This window comes from Streptomyces hokutonensis, from assembly GCF_000376565.1.
In the GTDB taxonomy this organism is placed as follows: domain Bacteria; phylum Actinomycetota; class Actinomycetes; order Streptomycetales; family Streptomycetaceae; genus Streptomyces; species Streptomyces hokutonensis.
On record NZ_BARG01000032.1, the window covers coordinates 1 to 18,112 of the forward strand.

Annotated in this window: 14 protein-coding genes; 4 read left to right on the forward strand and 10 right to left on the reverse strand. The window is 71.4% G+C overall.

All coding sequences use genetic code 11. The features are described 5' to 3' along the window. Positions 1-44: 44 nt before the first annotated feature. Positions 45-944 carry a LysR family transcriptional regulator ArgP gene (locus SSP08S_RS19185; RefSeq protein WP_026178637.1) on the reverse strand — a complete coding sequence of 300 codons (900 nt, stop codon included), beginning with the start codon at positions 942-944 and terminating at the stop codon, positions 45-47. Between the two features lie 69 nt (positions 945-1,013). Here SSP08S_RS19185 and SSP08S_RS19190 point away from each other — a divergent pair, with 69 nt between their 5' ends. Both SSP08S_RS19190 and SSP08S_RS19195 read left to right on the forward strand, forming a co-directional pair. After that, positions 1,014-1,625, forward strand: coding sequence for a LysE/ArgO family amino acid transporter (locus tag SSP08S_RS19190; RefSeq protein WP_019069238.1), 612 nt, complete (start codon positions 1,014-1,016; stop codon positions 1,623-1,625). Positions 1,626-1,704: 79 nt separating this feature from the next. Beyond that, positions 1,705-3,015, forward strand: coding sequence for an MFS transporter (locus SSP08S_RS19195; protein WP_019069239.1), 1,311 nt, complete (start codon positions 1,705-1,707; stop codon positions 3,013-3,015). A gap of 8 nt (positions 3,016-3,023) precedes the next feature. Here the strand turns inward: SSP08S_RS19195 and SSP08S_RS19200 are convergent, their stop codons facing one another. The 4 genes from SSP08S_RS19200 to SSP08S_RS19215 all read right to left on the reverse strand — a co-directional run bounded on the left by SSP08S_RS19200 (position 3,024) and on the right by SSP08S_RS19215 (position 7,601). Continuing rightward, positions 3,024-3,473 (reverse strand): cyclic nucleotide-binding domain-containing protein, encoded by a 450-nt coding sequence (locus tag SSP08S_RS19200; RefSeq protein ID WP_019069240.1) that lies wholly within the window; start codon positions 3,471-3,473, stop codon positions 3,024-3,026. Positions 3,474-3,724: 251 nt separating this feature from the next. Further along, the gene (locus SSP08S_RS19205; RefSeq protein ID WP_019069241.1) at positions 3,725-3,904 is read right to left on the reverse strand and encodes a hypothetical protein; all 180 of its coding nucleotides are present in this window, start codon (positions 3,902-3,904) and stop codon (positions 3,725-3,727) included. Between the two features lie 29 nt (positions 3,905-3,933). After that, complete coding sequence (locus tag SSP08S_RS19210) at positions 3,934-6,177, reverse strand: FUSC family protein (RefSeq protein ID WP_174479399.1); 2,244 nt, start codon at positions 6,175-6,177, stop codon at positions 3,934-3,936. A gap of 47 nt (positions 6,178-6,224) precedes the next feature. Next, on the reverse strand, positions 6,225-7,601 hold the full coding sequence (locus SSP08S_RS19215; RefSeq protein ID WP_019069243.1) for an NAD(P)/FAD-dependent oxidoreductase: 1,377 nt from the start codon (positions 7,599-7,601) through the stop codon (positions 6,225-6,227). 251 nt (positions 7,602-7,852) lie between these two features. Here SSP08S_RS19215 and SSP08S_RS19220 point away from each other — a divergent pair, with 251 nt between their 5' ends. Next, on the forward strand, positions 7,853-8,677 hold the full coding sequence (locus SSP08S_RS19220; RefSeq protein WP_019069244.1) for a methyltransferase domain-containing protein: 825 nt from the start codon (positions 7,853-7,855) through the stop codon (positions 8,675-8,677). 81 nt (positions 8,678-8,758) lie between these two features. Here the strand turns inward: SSP08S_RS19220 and SSP08S_RS19225 are convergent, their stop codons facing one another. Then, complete coding sequence (locus SSP08S_RS19225) at positions 8,759-10,675, reverse strand: AMP-dependent synthetase/ligase (protein ID WP_019069245.1); 1,917 nt, start codon at positions 10,673-10,675, stop codon at positions 8,759-8,761. Positions 10,676-10,842: 167 nt separating this feature from the next. On the opposite strand from SSP08S_RS19225, the gene SSP08S_RS19230 reads away from it, so the two are divergent. After that, entirely contained in the window at positions 10,843-12,228 is a 1,386-nt protein-coding gene (locus SSP08S_RS19230) for an aminotransferase class V-fold PLP-dependent enzyme (RefSeq protein WP_245607911.1), read from the forward strand. Between the two features lie 123 nt (positions 12,229-12,351). On the opposite strand, the gene SSP08S_RS19235 is transcribed toward SSP08S_RS19230, so the two are convergent. From SSP08S_RS19235 to SSP08S_RS55520, 4 genes are all read right to left on the reverse strand, one after another. Continuing rightward, entirely contained in the window at positions 12,352-14,025 is a 1,674-nt protein-coding gene (locus SSP08S_RS19235) for an ATP-binding cassette domain-containing protein (RefSeq protein WP_051105933.1), read from the reverse strand. 12 nt (positions 14,026-14,037) lie between these two features. Further along, entirely contained in the window at positions 14,038-16,233 is a 2,196-nt protein-coding gene (gene glgB / locus SSP08S_RS19240) for a 1,4-alpha-glucan branching enzyme (protein ID WP_019069248.1), read from the reverse strand. 5 nt (positions 16,234-16,238) lie between these two features. Beyond that, a complete protein-coding gene (locus tag SSP08S_RS19245; RefSeq protein WP_019069249.1) occupies positions 16,239-17,606 on the reverse strand; it encodes a maltokinase N-terminal cap-like domain-containing protein in 1,368 nt (455 codons plus the stop codon). A 28-nt stretch (positions 17,607-17,634) separates the two neighbouring features. After that, the coding region (locus SSP08S_RS55520) for an alpha-glucosidase C-terminal domain-containing protein (protein ID WP_078532460.1) at positions 17,635-18,112 on the reverse strand (478 nt) is incomplete at its 5' end.

Genomic DNA, 18,112 nt, shown 5'->3' on the forward strand with positions numbered 1-18,112 from the left:
ACCAGCCACGGCGGCGCAGCAGCCGACCGACGACCCAACGTGTTCTATTGACGCAACGCATCCACTGCCGTGGCCGCCACCGCTGCGGACACCGCGGCCAACGTCGGCGAATCCAGCTTCCACTGCTGCCAGTACAGCGGTACATCGACCGCCCGCGAGGGCGCGAGGTTCACCAACTCGCCCGCACGCAGCAGCGATTCGGCCTGCATCTCCGGGACCATGCCCCACCCCAGCCCGGCGGCGACAGCGGCCACGAACCCCTCCGAGGTCGGCACAAGATGCCGCACCGCGCTCGCCCCGCCCTGCCCGCGCCGCAGCCGCCGTACGAAGGTGTCCTGGAAGTCGTCCCGCCGGTCGAAGGTCACCACCGGCGCTTCGGCCAGCGTGTCCCGCAACGGACCGGCGAGCCATGTCTCCCTGAACTCCGGGCTCGCCACCGGGAGATAACGCATCCGCCCCAGCGTCCGCACCGAGCAGCCCGGCACCGCGTCCGGTGACGAGGTCACCGCCGCCATGACCAGGCCCTCGCGCAGCAGGGCCGCCGTATGGTCCTCGTCCTCGCGGCGGAGCTCGAAACAGACCGGCACATCGCGCGGAACGCGGGTGAGGGCGCCGAGAAACCAGGTGGCGAGCGAGTCCGCGTTGACCGCGATCGACACCCGGGTCGGCTCCCCGGCCCCGCTCATCCCCAGCTCGGCGCGCGCGTCCCGCTCCAGGCGGGCCAGCTGGCGGGCGAAGCGCACGACCACCTCACCGGACTCGGTGGTCCGCACCGGCTTGGTGCGCAGCAGCAGGACCCGGCCCGTGCGCTGCTCCAGGGCCTTCACCCGCTGGCTGACCGCCGAGGGCGTCACATGCAGAGCGGTGGCCGCCGCGTCGAACGTGCCCTCGTCGACCACCGCGAGCAGCGTCCGCACCTGGTCGAGAGGCAGCTCCGAAACCATCACGAGCGCTAATGATACGTAAGAATCTTTAGCTGTACTCCTGATGCCGGCGTCCTTAGCGTCGAGGGCGTGACCAACGCACTCTCAGCGGCGGCCGCGGGCTTCGGCACCGGCCTCTCGCTCATCGTCGCCATCGGCGCCCAGAACGCCTTCGTCCTGCGCCAGGGCATCCGCCGCGAAGCCGTCCTCGCCGTCGTCGGCATCTGCGCCCTGTCCGACGCCCTCCTCATCGCACTCGGCGTCGGCGGGATCGGCGCGGTCGTGGTCGCCTGGCCGGGCGCGCTCAAGGCGGTCGGCCTGATAGGCGGCGCCTTCCTGCTCGTCTACGGCGTCCTCGCCGCCCGCCGGATATTCCGGCCCGCCGCCCTGCGCGCCGAGGGCGGGGCCACCGTCTCGCGCCGCCGGGCCGTCCTCACCTGCCTGGCGATGACCTGGCTCAACCCGCACGTCTACCTCGACACCGTCTTCCTGCTCGGCTCGATCGCCGCCGACCGCGGCCCGCTGCGCTGGACCTTCGGACTCGGCGCGGTGTGCGCCAGCGTGTGCTGGTTCACCGCGCTCGGCTTCGGCGCCCGGCTGCTCAGCCGGTTCCTCGCCAAGCCCTCGGCCTGGCGGGTCCTGGACGGCCTGGTCGCCGCCACGATGATCGGCCTCGGCGCAACTCTCGTCGCCGGAACGTGAGATCGCGGATTCGGCGGCCACAGCCGGTGCTGCGATAGTGAACCCTGGTCGAAAGATGTAACGAGCAACCAGGAAGCCAGTGGACACCAGCGAGAGCACCGACAGCGGCACCGAACCCGAGGCCGCGAAGGACACGGAACCGGCGACCGGCCCCCGGCGCGGCTGGCGCCGCTGGGCGATGGACACCCGCCCGCTGCGCATCCCCGCCTACCGCCGCCTGTGGTCCTCGACGATCGTCACGGCCGTCGGCAGCCAGCTCACCGCCGTCGCCGTACCCAAGCAGATCTACGACATCACCGGCTCCTCCGCCTGGGTCGGCGCCGCCAGCATGGCCGGATTGCTGCCGCTCATCGTGTTCGCGCTGTGGGGCGGCTCGCTCGCCGACAGCATGGACCGCCGCAAGCTGCTGCTGATCACCAACAGCGGGATAGCCGTCACCTCGGTCCTGTTCTGGCTCCAGGCCGTCACCGGCCTCGAATCAGTGGCCGCGCTGATGCTGCTGCTCGCGATGCAGCAGGCCTTCTGGGGCCTCAACGCGCCCGCCCGCAACGCCTCCATCGCCCGTCTGGTCCCCGCCGAGCAGCTGGCCGCCGCCAACGCGCTGGGCTCGACCGTGATGCAGACCGGCCAGGTCGTCGGACCGCTCCTCGCGGGCGCCCTCATCCCGGTCATCGGCCTGCCCGAGCTGTATCTCATCGACGCGCTGGCCCTCTGCGTCACGCTCTGGGCGGTCGTCCGGCTGCCCGCGCTGCCGCCCCAGGAATCCGCGACACCGCGCCGCGCGGGCTGGCGCGAGGTCGTCGCCGGCTTCCGCTACATCTCGCTGCACAAGGTGCTGCTGCTGTCCTTCCTCGCCGACATCATCGCGATGGTCTTCGGCATGCCCCGCGCCCTGTTCCCCCAGCTCGCCGCCCAGACCTACGCGCCCTACGGCGAGGGACTCGCGCTCGGCATGCTGTTCGCGGCGATCCCGATCGGGGCGGTGGTCGGCGGGCTGTTCTCCGGCACGTTCTCCCGGGCGCGGCGGCACGGCTGGATGGTGATCGGCGCGGTCGTCGCCTGGGGCGCGGCCATCACCGGGTTCGGACTGAGCAGCAACCTGTGGATCGGCGTGGCGTTCCTGGCCGCCGCCGGGGTCGCCGACATGGTCTCCATGGTGTTCCGCGGGGCGATCCTGCTGTCCGCCGCCACCGACGAGATGCGCGGCCGTATGCAGGGCGTCTTCACCGTCGTCGTCGCGGGCGGCCCCCGCCTCGCCGACGTCCTGCACGGCACGGCGGGCTCGGCCTTCGGCCCCCGTACGGCGGTCGCCGGCGGCGGCATCCTGGTCGTGGTCATCATGCTGACCCTCGCCTTCGCGGTCCCGGCGCTGCGCCGCTACCGCATCTGAGGCCGCGCTCAGGCGTGCCCGTGGAGCGTGTAGTGCTCCATCAGCTTGCCCCGGGTCAGCTCCAGCCGGTGCGCCAGGATCTCCGCGACGATCCGCACCAGGGAGAGCCCGAGCAGCGGATCCTCCACGCACAGGGCGAGCACGGCCGCCGCGTCGAACTCGTAGGCCCGCACGGCACTGAACGCCTCCGCGCCGAAGTCCCACTGGTACGGCGGGAACAGCCACGACCAGCCGAGCAGGTCGCCCGCCCCGAGACTGCCCACGGTGACCCGCTGCTGGGGTGTCACCCGCTGGTCGAGCGAGACCGCGCCGGAGCGGATCACCCAGAACCGGTCGGCCGTGCCGCCCGCCTCGAAGATTCTGGAGTCCTCGGCGAACGACACCTCCTGCGCGAGCTCCATCAGCCGTTCGCGCTGGGCCTGGGGCAGGGCGGTCAGCAGTTTTATCGCTTTGGTCATGGCTCGGGGCTCCTCGCCGGCAGCGGTTCCGGAATTCTCCCTACGCCCATTTCAGCCGCTGTCGACGTCCCGGGCACCTCGGGGGACGGAATCGGGGCATGAAAAAGCCCTGGCTGGACGGGGGAGACCAGCCAGGGCCGTTAAGCGGTGGCGGCGGAGGACGGTACGGTCGACTCCGTGACCACGTATGAATGAACCGTAAACCATCAGCGGGCATTTCGTACCCAGCTGAACCGGTCGCGTGACCGGTTTCACTTCGCGGCGTGCCGGCCGGGCGCCACGATCTCGTCCAGCACCCGCAGAACGGCCTCGTAGGCCACCTCCCGTACGGGGTCGCCCTGCTCCGACCACGCGTGCGCCTCCTGGGCGGCGAAGGCCCGGGCCCGCTGGATGCGCCGCAACAATTCACCCGAGTCCACGACATCAGTCATGCCAGACGTCTACCCCAGGCGCGCGGACTTCACTTCGACGGCGCCGGAATCGGCACACCGAGCGGCCGGGCCAGACCGACCACGGCCTCGTCGAGGCGTTGCAGATGCCGCAGCACACGGTCGGTGACCCGGCCGTAGCGCGGGGTCCCGGGGGTGCCGGGCCGCAGCAGGGACGCGATGCTCGGCCCGGTCTCGATCTCGCCGATCGCGTCCCCGTCGGCGACATGGGCGCCGATGACCCCGATGTTGTGCACGATCCGGTGCCCCGCATCCCGCAGCCGGGGATCGGCCGCGATCGACGGATGCGTCGGCAGCAGCTCGGCGGTCGCCGCCAGATACCGCGCGTGATAGGCACAGGTCTCAAGGAGCGCGACGACGAACCGGGCGGTGTCCCGGCGCGCCCGCAACGGCGTGATCGGATGCGTCAACGGTTGTGTGGAGGCGCTCAGGTCGGCCAGCGCCTGGTCCAAGTCCCTTGCCTTGTCGAGGAGTTCGGCCGGTGCCCCGCCGCTGAGCTGGTCGACGGCGGCCTCGGTGACATCAGTGAGCCGCGCCAGCACGGTCCCGAGCAGTTCGTTCGTACGGCGGTCCGTGTGCACCGGCAGCACCAGCGCCGCCGCGACCACCCCGCAGGCCGCGCCGAGCGCCGTCTCCTCGATCCGCAGCACCAGCACCGAAGCGCTGTAGGTGTGCAGCAGCGTGTAGAGCAGGCCCAGCATCGCGGTGACGAAGAAAGACATCAGGGTGTACGACAGCGGTGCCGTGTAGAACATCGCGAAGATGAACAGCAGGACCAGCGCGAACGCCGTCCATGTGTGGTGCCCGACCAGGCCCGCGAGCCCGATGCCGGCCACCACGCCGAGGACCGTGCCGAGCAGCCGCCGGTAGCCCTTGACGAGGATCTCGCCCGTGGACGAGGTGTTGAGGAACACGATCCAGCAGGTCAGCACCGCCCAGTACCAGCGCTGGCTGGACAGGAACTCGCCGCCGATGATCGCCAGCGACGACCCCACGGCCACCTGCACGGCGGCGCGTGTCGTCGGCCGCCGCAGCCCCGTCCGCTCCGCGTCCTCGGCCTCCTCGCTGCCCCCGATGGCGACGTCCTCCGCGTCCAGCTCCTCGCGCGAACGGGTCGTCGCCGGTGTGTCCTCCGACTCGTCCTGCGGCCCGTCCACGGCGATCCGCAGCCCCAGCACCGCACGCGCGGCCTCACCGATGCCCCGGAACACGTCCTGCACGGCGTCCGACGCGTCCGGCAGGTTCTCCTCCTCGCGATACCCCAGCAGCCGGTTGCGGACATGGGCCAGCCCGGTGCCCGAGTCCGCGCCCACGGGCCGCAGGACCAGCAGGCGCAGCGCCTCCAGCTCGTGGCGCAGCGTGTCGGTCGTCCCGTCCCGCACCGGCAGCCGGTCGGCCGACGGTACGGGCGCGCCCGGCAGATGCAGGGTCAGCGTGTGACCCCGCTCGGCGCTGCGCGCGGTCAGCAGCAGGAGCCCCAGCCGCTCGGCGGCGATCTCCGCGTCGGCGATACGGCGCTGCACCAGCCGTGCCACCGCCTCGTCGGAGGTCCCGTCCTCCAGCCGGCCCTGGATCAGCAGCGCCGTCTCGTGCAGCCGCGCGGTCCCCTCCCGTACGTCGTCGAGCGCCTTCTCCATGTCGTCGGGGCCGGCGTCGAGCAACGCGAGCTGCGCGGTGACCAGTTGGGCGAACCGCGCCCGGAACGCCCGCCGCAGTCGATCGAGCGTCCCCGTGGGCGTCTCCGGCACCAGCGCGAACCGCACCAGCGCGCTGCACACGAAGGCCACGCCGATCACGCCGTACAGCCGGGGCAGCGCGGAGACGGTCGCGCCGATGAACAGGGACAGGAAGTAGATCTGGAAGCCGATCAGGCCGAGCGCGGTGCCGCGGTCGCCGAAGCGGCGGCTGTAGACCGCGCCGAAGATCAGCAGGACGAAGAAGACGTCACCGGCGACCACCCGCGAGTTCAGCAGCGCGCTCAGCGACACCGAGGCCAGTGCCACCGGCAGACCGAGCGCGAGCGTCACCGCCTGCCCCGCGCGCTGCTTCTCGCGGATCGCGAACGTGGAGACCATCGCCGACATCGCTCCGGCCACCAGATGCGGCACCGAGGCGTGCAGCAGGGAGAGCACGGCCAGCGTGAGCGCGATCGAGGCCACCGTCCGCAGTCCGGCCGTCAGCCGCAGCAGTCCGGGATCGGACGCCGCGACGCGATCCCACACCCGTGCCCACGCCGCCCGTCCCGCTGCCCTCACGCCGCCGTACTCTCCCCGGGTTCACTTCAAGATCCGTACCACCGATGCTACGGCTCCTTGGTCCCGGCCCCTTCGACCTGGTCCCGCACCTGCTCCGGCGACAGATACGAGTCGGTGTACTCGAAGTCCTTCAGCGTGGCCGGTTTGCGGGCCTGGAAGCCGGTGCGCACGAAGTCGTCGCCGGCCAGCGCGTTGAGCGTCCAGTTCGTGGCGACGCGGACCTTGGCGACGTTGGTGCGCAGCGCCGACCAGTGGTAGCCGCGGGCCACGACCTGGGCCGGCAGACCGCGCAGCTCGATGCCGAGCGGCTTGGACACCGCGTCCTTGCCGCCGAGGTCCACGACGAGCCCGAGGTCCTTGTGGACGTACGGCTTCAGCGGCTGGTTGCGCAGGGTCGCGATCACGTTGTCGGCGACCACCTTGCCCTGGCGCATCGCGTGCTGCGCGGTCGGCGGGCAGATCGCGCCGTCCCCGCCCTTGGCCTCGTCCGGAACCGCGCCGGAGTCGCCGAGCGCGAACACCCCGTCGTGCCCGGGGAGGTTCATGTCGGCGGTGACCGCGAGCCGCCCCCGAATCGTTTCCGCACCGAGCGTGGCGATCAGCGGGCTGGCGACCACACCGGCCGTCCAGATCAGGGTCCGGGTCGGCACCACGCGCCCGTCGGTGAAGGTGACCTCCTCCGGCCCGGCCTTTGCGATGGAGACACCCAGGGAGATGTCGATACCGCGCCTGGTCAGGATCTCCTGCGCGCTCTTGCCGAGCTTGTCGCCCAGCTCGGGCATCAGCTTCGGCGCGATGTCGATGAGGTGCCACTTGATCAGGCCCGGGTCGATCCGGGGATAGCGCTTGACCGCGGCGTGCGTCAGCTTCTGCAGACAGGCGGCCGTCTCGGTGCCGGCGTACCCGCCGCCGACCACCACGAACTGCAGCCGCGAGGCCTTCTCCACCGGGTCGTCGCTCGCGTCCGCGAGGTCAAGCTGCGTGATCACGTGGTCGCGGATGTAGGCGGCCTCGGCGAGCGTCTTCATCCCGAAGGCGTGATCCGTCAGCCCGGGGATGTCGAAGGTGCGGGTGATGCTGCCGGGGGAGAGCACGATGTAGTCGTAGGGCTCGTTGACGATCTCGTCGTTGATCGTGCGGATCACACAGACCTTGGCCTTGATGTCCACACCGATGGCACCGCCCGGGATGATCCGGGTGCGGTACTTGCTGCTGCGGCGCAGCGAGACGGCGATCGACTGCGGGGTCAGGACGCCGGAGGCGACCTGCGGCAGCAGGGGAAGATAGAGCTGGTACGAGAACGGCGTCACGAGCGTGACGTCCGCCTCGTCGGTGTTCAGTTTCCGTTCCAGGCGGCGAACGCACTCAACTCCTGCGAAGCCTGCGCCAACCACCAGGATCCTCGGTCGTGTCACGGTGTTCATCCCTTCTGCGGCTCCAGGCGGTCTGCCTCGACGTCGTCCGCCTGCCCCTGGATCGCTGCTTCGCACACCAACATCGATCCCACCGTGCCGGGAGCCGTTCCGCCAGCTGAGCGCGGCAGGCAGACGAACGCGTGGGCACCAGCATGCCCCGCCGACGCCCGGCGTACGCCCCGGGCGCGTGAACAAATGGCGTACGTGAACCGGTCCCGGCCCGCTCTTGGCCGACCGCTTCGGACCGTAGAGTGCACGCCATGTCGCACACTCAGCCCGAGCCGGGGTCCGGCTTCCGCACCCAGAACATCGACCCCGGCGGCGTGCCGCGGCTGGTGGCAGCGCTCGACATACAGGAAGCCAATCCCGGCGTACGACGCCTGCGGGCCTGGGCGCACGAGGCACTCGCCCCGCGCGACGGCGAGCGCGCCCTCGACATCGGGTCCGGCACCGGCTCGACGACCCGTGAACTCGCGGCGGCGGTGGGCTCGACGGGGTCGGCGCTCGGTGTCGAGCCCAACCCCGGGCTGCGGACGATCGCCCAGGAACGTGCCGCCGAGGCCGGCAACGCGGCCCGCTTCACGGACGGCGACGCGCTGTCCCTGCCCGTGCCGGACGCCTCCGTGGACGTCGTCTGGTGCGAACGGGTCCTCCAGCACCTCGCCGAACCGGACAAGGCCGTCGCCGAGATGGCCCGTGCGCTGCGCCCCGGCGGACGCGTGGCCCTCCTCGACACCGACTGGGCGACCACGATCCTGCATCCCGGCGACCCGGAGATCATGGCCGCGCTCACCTCGGGCGCCCTCACCGGCGCGGCCAACCCCTACGCGGGACGCCGGCTCGTCGGCCAGCTCAGCGCGGCCGGCTTCGTCGTCGACGACCGCGGCTCGCAGGCGCTGCTCCAGGACCACCGGTCGGTCGTCTGGCCGCTGATCCGCATGCTCGGCGAGTCCGCCGTGCGTCGCGGCGCCCTCACCGAGGCCCAGCGCGACCGCGCCTACGCCGACCTCACCGAGGCCGCCGAACAGGGCGCGCTGCACATGTCCGTGACGATGTTCGCGGTCGTCGCCCACCGCCCGGAGTGACCGCAGGTCGGTGACCTGGAGACTGTCCGGCGGGGCCGGGCACGGGCCCACCGCGCGGAGCGCCCCCGTGTTCCGGTGACCTCACCGGAACACGTTGTCCGCGTCCTCCCACCCCGTGACCTGCTCGTCCACCGTCGGCAGTCGCGGGGCACGCGCGCGTGCCTGGTACATCGCGTCGATCTCGAACGCGTATTTGCGCACGATCGCGTCCCTGCGCAGCTTCATCGACGGCGTCAGCAGCCCGCCCGCGACGTCGAACGGCTGTGGCAGCACCCGGAACACCCGGATCGACTCGGCGCGCCCCACCGGGCTGTTGGCGGCTGCCACGGCCCGCGTGATCTCCTCCCGCAGCGCGTTCTCCTCGCGCGCCTCCCGGCCCCGCGCGTCGCTCTGCATCGCGAGACCGGCCTGCCAGTGGGCCACGAACTCGGGGTCCAGGGTCAGCAGCGCCCCCACACAGGGACGGTCGTCGCCGACGACCACCGCCTGATGGATCAGGGGATGCATGCGCAGCCGGTTCTCCAGGGCGGCCGGCGCGACGCTCTTGCCGCTGCTGGTGATGATGATGTCCTTCTTGCGGCCGGTGATCGTCAGATACCCCTCGGTGTCCAGCCGCCCGATGTCCCCGGTCGCCAGCCAGCCCGCGTGCATGGTCGCCCGGGTCGCCCGCTCGTCGTTGATGTAGCCCTGGAACAGCGACGGACCGTGCACCAGGATCTCGCCGTCCTCCGCGACCCGGATCTCGGTGCCCGGCAGCGCCTGCCCGACGGTGCCGATCTTCTCCCGGCCCGCAGGCTGCATGGTGATCCCGCCGGCGGTCTCCGTGAGCCCGTAGCCGTCGTGCACCATGATGCCGATGCCCGCGTAGAACAAGGACAGTTCACGGTTCAGGGGAGAGCCGCCCGACGTGCCGCCGACCACCCGGCCGCCCAGGCCCGCGCGCAGCTTGCGGTACACCGTCCGCTCGAACACCGCGTGCTGCAGCCGCAGATCGAGTCCGGGGCCCGAGCCCCGGCCGAGTCTCAGCCGCTCCTCGGCCGCCGCGAACTCCCGCGCGGTCGCCGAGGCCCGCTCGAACAGCGCGCCGCGGCCCAGCTGTTGGGCCGTCCGCAACATGTTCTTGTAGATCTTCTCGAACACCGACGGCACGGCGTACAGATAGGTGGGCCGGAAGGAACGCAGCCCCGACACCAGCGCGGCCTCGGTCATCTCCGGCTCGTGGGCCATCAGCCAGCCACCGCGCGTACACAGGCCCTGGATCATCAGGCCGTACACATGCGAGAAGGGCAGGAAGGCCAGCACGGCCGGCTGATCCCCCGCGGGCGCCGCCGTGTTCGGCCAGCCCGAGAGCAGCGTGTCGCAGGGGCTGGCCAGGCTGCGATGGCTCAGCGCGCAGCCCATCGGGCGGCCCGAGGTGCCCGAGGTGTAGGCGACGACCGCGGTCGAGTCCGGCATGACGATCCGGCGCAGCGAGTCCACCGTGGTCTGCGGGATGTACGTGCCCCGCTCCACGAGTTGGGGCAGCGCCCCGGAGTCCAGCTGCCAGACGTGCCGCAGCAGCGGCAGCGCGGCACACACCGTGCCGACCGTCATGATGCCCTGCTCGTCCTCCACCACCACGGCCACGCAGTTGGCGTCCCGCAGGATCCACTCGACCTGCTCGCGCGAGGACGTCGGATGGACCGGCACCACCTCGGCGCCGACGGCCCACAGGGCGTGGCTGAGCACCGTCCACTCGTAACGGGTGCGGGCCATGATCGCGACCCGGCTCCCCGGCGAGATACCGGAGGCGATCAACCCCTTGGCCACGTCGACGACTTCGTCCCGCAGCTCGACCGCGGTCACCTCTTGCCACGCGGGGGAGGAGGGGTCGGGCCGGCGCGCGACCAGCGGAAGGGTGGGATGGACGGCCGCGGTCTCGAAGAGGCTGTCGGCGAGGCCGCCGGTCAGGGTGGACAGGGCGGAGGTGGGGGGTGGAGCGACGGCGAAGTCGCGCATGCGCTGCTCCTGGGTTGTACGGGGCGTGACTCTGCCGATCATTGCTGTTATCGACGGTGCTCGAATGTAGCCCAGGTGTGAGCGATTGGTGAGGGGAACAGGGAAGTGCCCTTGCGGAGTTTGCTGGTTGAGTGGAACCGACCTGACAAAGCGGGGTGTACGAGGACGTGACCACGGTGGATCTCGACGAGTTGAGAGCACAGGACTTCGGCTATCTGGACGCCGAGGGGCACACCTATCTCGACTGCACGGGCGCGGGACTCGCCCCCAGCTCACTGGTCCGGGCCAGCGCCGCGCGGATCACCGGGGGCGTCTTCGGCAACCCGCACTCGGAGAGCCCCGCCGCACGCGCCTCCGGCGACCTGCTGGCCGAGGCCCGCGCGGCGGTACTGCGGCACTTCACCGCCGACCCGGCCGAATACACCGTGGTGTTCACCGCCAACGCGACGGCCGCGCTGCGCCTGGTCGGCGAGTCCTACCCGTTCGCACCGGGCAGCCGGCTCGTGATGCTCCTCGACAACCACAACTCGGTGAACGGCCTCAGGGAGTACGCCCGCGCCGCCGGTGCCAGGACCGAGTACGTCCCGGTCCACGGCCAGGACCTGGCCGTCGACGAGGACCGGCTGCACACCGCGCTCACGGCCCGCAGCCGCCGGCGCGGACTCCTCGCCTATCCCGCACAGAGCAACTTCACCGGCGTACGGCACTCCCTGGACTGGATCGCCACCGCGCGGGAACACGGCTACGACGTCCTGCTCGACGCCGCCGCCTTCGTCCCCGCCAACCCCCTCGACCTGTCCCGCTTCCACCCGGACTTCACCGTCGTCAGCTGGTACAAGGTGTTCGGCTACCCCACCGGCATAGGCAGTCTGATCGTCCGCCGCGAGGCCCTCGCCCGGCTGCGCAGGCCCTGGTTCTCCGGCGGCACCATCTACGCCGCGAGCGCCCAGGCACAGTGGCACGTCCTCGCGGACGGCGAGGCGGCCTTCGAGGACGGCACCGTCAACTTCCTCTCCATACCGGACATCACGGCCGGCCTGGAGTGGATCGACGCCATCGGCATGGACCGCGTGCACGACCACGTCGCCCGGCTCACCGGCCAACTCCTCACGGGAATCGCGAAGTTACGGCACAGCGACGGCTCCCCGATGGCGCGGGTCTACGGCCCCACCGACAGCGGCCCCGCACGCGGCGGCACCGTCGCCCTCAACCTCCTGGGCGCGGACGGCCGGGTGATCGACGAACGCGTCGTCGCCCAGGACAGCGCCGAGCGCCGCATATCGCTCCGCTTCGGCTGCTTCTGCAACCCGGGCGCCGGCGAGGCCGCCTTCGCCCTCCCCTTGCGCAGCCTGCGCTCGGCGGCCCGCACACCGATGCGCTCACTGGAGGACTACCTCGACCTGCTGGGCCTGCCGTCCGCCGGCGCCGTACGGGTCTCGGTGGGCGTCTCCTCGCAGCCCAGGGACGTCGAAACCTTTCTGGAGTTCGTCGCGGACACCTACCGCGACCGCGTACCGACGACGGCCGGCCTCGCGGACCGGGCGGGGTGCTGACCGAGGGGACGGCGTGATGGCTGGGAGGCAGAGCGGGACGACGGACCGGTAGCTTGCCGAGCCGCCGGGCCGCCGGGCCGGCAGTGCGGTCGAGCCGGCAGTGCGGTCGAGCGTCGGATCAGCTCACCGTCCGGCGCGGGCCGCCGGCACCCCCTGACGGCACCTGCGCACCAGCACCGCCCAGGTCGCCGCCAGGAACAGCGCCGCGAACCCCGCCAGGATCAGCCAGCCGCGTCCGGCCGGATGCGCGAACGAGTCGCCGTACGACCGCAGCAGCGGCGGCCCCGCCGGTGAACTGCCGTCGCGCCACAGGCCGTTGAGGCCGATGGCGCCGCCCAGTGCCTCGAACGCCCAGCGGTTGGTCATCGCCCAGCTGATCGCCTGACCAGCCGGTGCCATCCGGGGCACCGGTACGAAGGCGCCCGAGAACAGCACCTGGGGGAAGCAGAGCAGAGGCAGCATCAGGGTCGCCTGGGCCGGCTCCGTGACCGCGGCCGAGGTGAGCAGCCCGAGGGCGAGCGCGGCGGCCGAGGCCAGCACACTGGTCAGGAACAGCGAGCCGTACGTGTCCCAGCCCGCAGCCGGCAACCGGTCCAGCGCGCGCAGCACCGCCAGCAACAGCGCGTCCGCCGCCGCCAGTACAGGCAGGACGGTGGTCAACTTCGAGGCCACGTACGGCCCGATCCGCACCCCGGCCAGCCACTCCCGGCGCAGCACGGCCAACTCCGGGCAGATCTGCAGCAGTCCGTACGTCAGCCCGAAGAAGAACGCCCCGAACGCGATCCAGAACATGATCATCGCCGTGGACCCCGGATCGGGCGCCGCCGCATCGAACGCCCCCGCCCGGAACAGCACCGCGAACATCGCCACGATCATCACCGGCGACCCCACGAACACGGCCACCGACAGCCGGTTGTGCACCAACAGGGCCGTCGTACGACGGGTCAGCAACGCCCATTGGCGTACGGCGCCGACGCGCGGCGGACGGTGTGCGGTGGGCACCGGTCGGTGGTCGGGAAGCGCTGCGGGGGCCGCCCGTTCGGCGCGCTTCCCTTCCGCGACCGCCGCATACACGTCTTCCGCCGTCTCCGCGCCGAACGCTCCGAGCAGCGTGTCCGGCGGTCCCACGAACGCGACAGCCCCGCCCGGCGACAGGAACACGACCCGGTCGCAGCGCGGCAGATCGGCGAGGACGTGGGTGGTGAGCACGACGGTGGTGCCGGCCTCGGCCAGGCTTCGCAGGGTGGCCAACAGGGCTGCCCCGGTGACCGGATCGAGCCCGGAGGTGGGTTCGTCGAGGAAGAGCACCCGCGGCCGGGTCAGCAACTCGGCCGCGATACAGGCCCGTTTGCGCTCCCCGCCGCTCAGCGCCCGCACGGGCGTATCGGCACGCCCGGACAGCCCGAGGACGTCGAGGACCTCCGTCACCCGCGCCGGCACCGACCCGCCCGGCATCCGCAACCGCCCCGCGTACTCCAGCGTGCGCCGCAACGGCAGCTCGCGGTGGATCACGTCCTCCTGCGGCACATACCCGAACTCCGTGCCGGGCGGACCGGGTTGGGCACCGTCGTGCAGTACGGTCCCGGTGGTCGGGCTGTGGAGTCCCGCGAGGGTCCCCAGCAGCACTGTCTTGCCCGCGCCGCTGCTGCCCGCGATCACCGTGAGCTGCCCGGCCCCGACCTCGAACGACACCTCGTCCAACACCCGCCCCGCGCCCCGCACTTCCTGCGTGACGTCCCGCAACTCCAGGTGCAGGCCTGCTATTCGGGTGATGTCAGGATGTATCGGCGTCGGCATGCGAGCAGGATGTCACCCCGGTGTCAGCCACACCGTCGCCAGGGGCGGGAGGGCGAGCCGGATGTGACCGTCCTCCGGCTTGACCGGATCGGGGTTGGTGACATCGCTGCCGCCGTACGCGGCGGAGTCGGTGTTGAGCGTCTCGCGCCAGGCCGGGATGTCGTCCGGGACGCCGAGCCGGTAGTCGTGGCGGACGACGGGGGAGAAGTTGCTGACGGCGAGAAGCGGCGCGCCCTCGGCGTCGAACCTCAGGAACGCGAAGACGTTGTCCTCGGCCGCGTCGCCCAACACCCAGCGGAATCCGGAGGGTTGGGTGTCCAGCTGCCAGAGAGCGGGCGTACGGCGGTAGACGGTGTTGAGATCGCGCACGAGATTCTGGACGCCCCGGTGGTCGGGCGCTGCGTCGTAGGCCGGATCGAGGAGCCACCAGTCGGGGCCGTGGGATTCGGACCACTCGGCGCCCTGGGCGAACTCCTGGCCCATGAAGAGGAGTTGCTTGCCGGGGTGGGCCCACATGAACCCCAGATACGCCCGGTGGTCGGCGCGCTGCTGCCACCAGTCGCCCGGCATCTTCGACACCAACGCCCGCTTCCCGTGGACGACTTCGTCGTGGGAGATCGGGAGGACATAGTTCTCGCTGTACGCGTACACCATCGAGAAGGTCATCTCGTGGTGATGGAACTTGCGGTGGACCGGCTCGTGCGCCATGTAGCCCAGCGAGTCGTGCATCCAGCCCATGTTCCACTTCAGCCCGAAGCCGAGTCCGCCGGTGTCGGTGGGGCGGGTCACGCCGTCCCAGGCGGTGGACTCCTCGGCGATGGTCACGACGCCCGGCACCCTGCGGTACACGGTCGCGTTCATCTCCTGGAGGAAGGCGACGGCGTCCAGGTCGTCGCGCCCGCCATGGACGTTCGGGGTCCACTGACCCGAGTCGCGCGAGTAGTCGAGGTAGAGCATGGAGGCGACCGCGTCCACGCGCAGGCCGTCGATGTGGAACTCCTGACACCAGTAGACGGCGTTCGCCACAAGGAAGTTGCGCACCTCGGTCCGCCCGAGGTCGAACTCGTACGTCCCCCAGTCCGGATGCTCCGCCCGCCGCGCGTCCCCGGGCTCGTACAGCGGCTCCCCGTCGAACCGGGCCAACGCCCAGTCGTCCTTGGGGAAGTGCGCCGGGACCCAGTCCATGATCACGCCGATGCCGGCCTGGTGCAGGGCGTCGACCAGGAACTTGAAGTCGTCGGGGGTGCCGAGGCGCGCGGTCGGGGCGTAGAAGCCGGTGACCTGGTAGCCCCAGGAGCCACCGAAGGGATGCTCGGTCACCGGCATGAACTCGACGTGGGTGAAGCCCAGGCCGTTGACATACGTGGGGAGTTCGACAGCCAGCTGACGGTACGTCAGGCCGGGCCGCCAGGAAGCGAGATGCACCTCGTACACGGACAACGGCGCTTCGTGGACCGGTGTTTCCGCCCGGCGGGCGAGCCACTCCGCGTCGTCCCACTCGTGGTGCGAGGCCGTCACGATGGACGCCGTGGCGGGCGGCACCTCCGTGCGGCGGGCCATCGGGTCCGCCTTGAGGAAGCGGTCGCCGTGCCGGGAGGTGATCTCAAACTTGTAGCGGGCGCCCTCGCCCACTCCCGGCAGAAACAGCTCCCACACACCCGACGAACCGAGCGACCGCATCGGGAACGCCGTCCCGTCCCAGGAGCTGAAGTCCCCGGCGACACGCACCCCTTGGGCGTTCGGCGCCCACACGGAGAAGCGGGTGCCGGTGACTCCCTCGTGGGTCATCGGCTCCGCGCCGAGCGCCTTCCACAGCTCCTCGTGGCGCCCCTCCCTGATCAGGTGCAGATCGAGATCCCCGAGCGCGGGCAGGAAGCGGTACGGATCGTGCACCTCGTGCTCGTCGCCCTCCGCGTACGACACCAGCAGTGTGTACGCCGGGATCGCGTCGAGCGGCAGTACGCCGGAGAAGAGGCCGCCCCCTTCCGAGGCGAGCGGGTTGCGCATGCCGTCGATCACGACACTCACGGCACGGGCGTACGGCCGTAGCGCCCGGAAGGCGATCCCGCCCGCGACCGGACGTGCGCCGAGCAGCGCGTGCGGGTCGTGGTGGGCGCCCGACAGCAGGCGCTCGCGGTCGGCCGGGGCCAGGGGGAGGGACACGGCGGGACCGCCCGCCTCCGAAGGTGAAGTGTCGCGCAGGGCCACGGAGTTCAGCCTCCTCGGACGGCGAGTCGCTCGATCGCCGCCATGGGTACGGGAAGCCAGTCCGGGCGGTGTCTGGCCTCGTACAGCACTTCGTAGACCGCGCGATCCGTCTCGTAGGCGCGCAGTAGTGCGTGCTTGGTGCGGGGGTCCCAGCCGGCCCGGGCCGCGTAGCCCGCACAATAGGCCTCGCGGCAGCGGCGCGCCCACTCGGGGCGCCAGGGACGGCGCTGCCTGGCCGCGTAGTCGAAGGAACGCAGCATCCCGGCGATGTCCCGCACCGGGGACTGCGCGCTGCGCCGCTCGGCCAGCGGCTTGGACGGCTCGCCCTCGAAGTCGATGACGAACCAGTCGCGGCCGGCCCGCAGCACCTGCCCGAGATGCAGATCGCCGTGGATGCGTTGGGCGGGCGGTCCGGCGTCACGGCCCACCAGCGCGCCGAACGCGGTCCGCAGCCCCGGCACGAACGGTCGCAGCGCGGGAACGGAGTGTGCGGCGGCCTCCAGCCGTTCACCCATCGCGTCCGCCGTACGGTCGTTGTCGGCGAGATGCCGGCCACCGGACGGGAAGGCCGAGGCCAGCGCGAGATGGATGTCCGCGGTGGCCTGCCCCAACTCAAATGCCTCAGTGGTGAATTCGTCACCGGTGGCGAGCGCTCGCAGCGCCAGCGCCCAGCCGTCGGAGGCGTCCGGCAGGAACGGCTGGAGCACGCCGAGCGTCGCGGCCCACGGCTCCGCCGTCCGGAACCACGCCACCGGCGCCGGAACGCGGGTGCAGCCCTGCGCCGCCAGCGCCCCCGGCAGCTCCAGGTCGGGGTTGATACCGGGCTGGATGCGTCGGAACACCTTCAGGATGAACCGATCGCCGTACACCAGCGAGGAGTTGGACTGCTCGGCGTCCAGCAGCCGGGGTGCGAGACCTGCGGATACCGACATCGACGGGTCCGCCTCGAAGCGCAGGGGTCCCGCCGTACCGGGGTGCCGCAGGCGCTCCAACAGCAGTTCCGCCGACCGCGGGTCCTGCAGGGCGTCGTACACCGCGAGCCCGGCCAGCGGACCTTCCTCCACCCGGCCGATGAAGGCCCGGGCGAGGCGCGGCGAGACATGTTCCCTTACGCCGAGCAGGAGTTGGTAGCAGTCGCCGGGCGGGGGAGTGCCGCCCGGCGCGGGAACTCCCGTGTGGGACGCGTGCACCAGCAGATGCAGACAGCCCGGGAACAGCTCCGTGGTGGACAGCACATCGAGGTCGGCCACGGGCCGGTCCTTGCCGGCGAACCAGCGCTGCCCGGGCAGCCATTCGCGCAGCAGCCCGGCGAGCGTGGCCGGCGGCCGGTCGACGGCGGGGCCGCCCTGTCGGAGGGGTGCGGTCTTCGGCATGGTGACGCGTCCTTTCGCGGGCACATCCTCAAAGTCGTCGGCCGTTGCGGGGAGCGGCTCGTGAGAGCCGGAACCAGTAGAAGCCGTGCCCCGCGAGCGTCAGCAGATACGGCAGTTCACCGATCGCGGGGAAGCGCACTCCGCCGATCAGCTCCACGGGATGCCGGCCGTCGAACTCCCGCAGATCCAGCATGGTCGGCTGCGCGAACCGCGAGAAGTTGTGCACACAGAGCACGAGATCGTCCTCGTACTCGCGCAGGAACGCGATCACCGCCGGGTTCGTCGACTGGAGCTCCGTGTACGAGCCGAGGCCGAACGCCGGGTTCTGCTTGCGGATCTCGATCATGCGGCGGGTCCAGTGGAGCAGCGAGGAGGGCGACGACATCGACGCCTCGACGTTGGTGACTTGATAGCCGTAGACGGGGTCCATGATCGTCGGCAGGAAGAGACGCCCCGGATCGCAGGAGGAGAAGCCCGCGTTGCGGTCGGGCGTCCACTGCATGGGA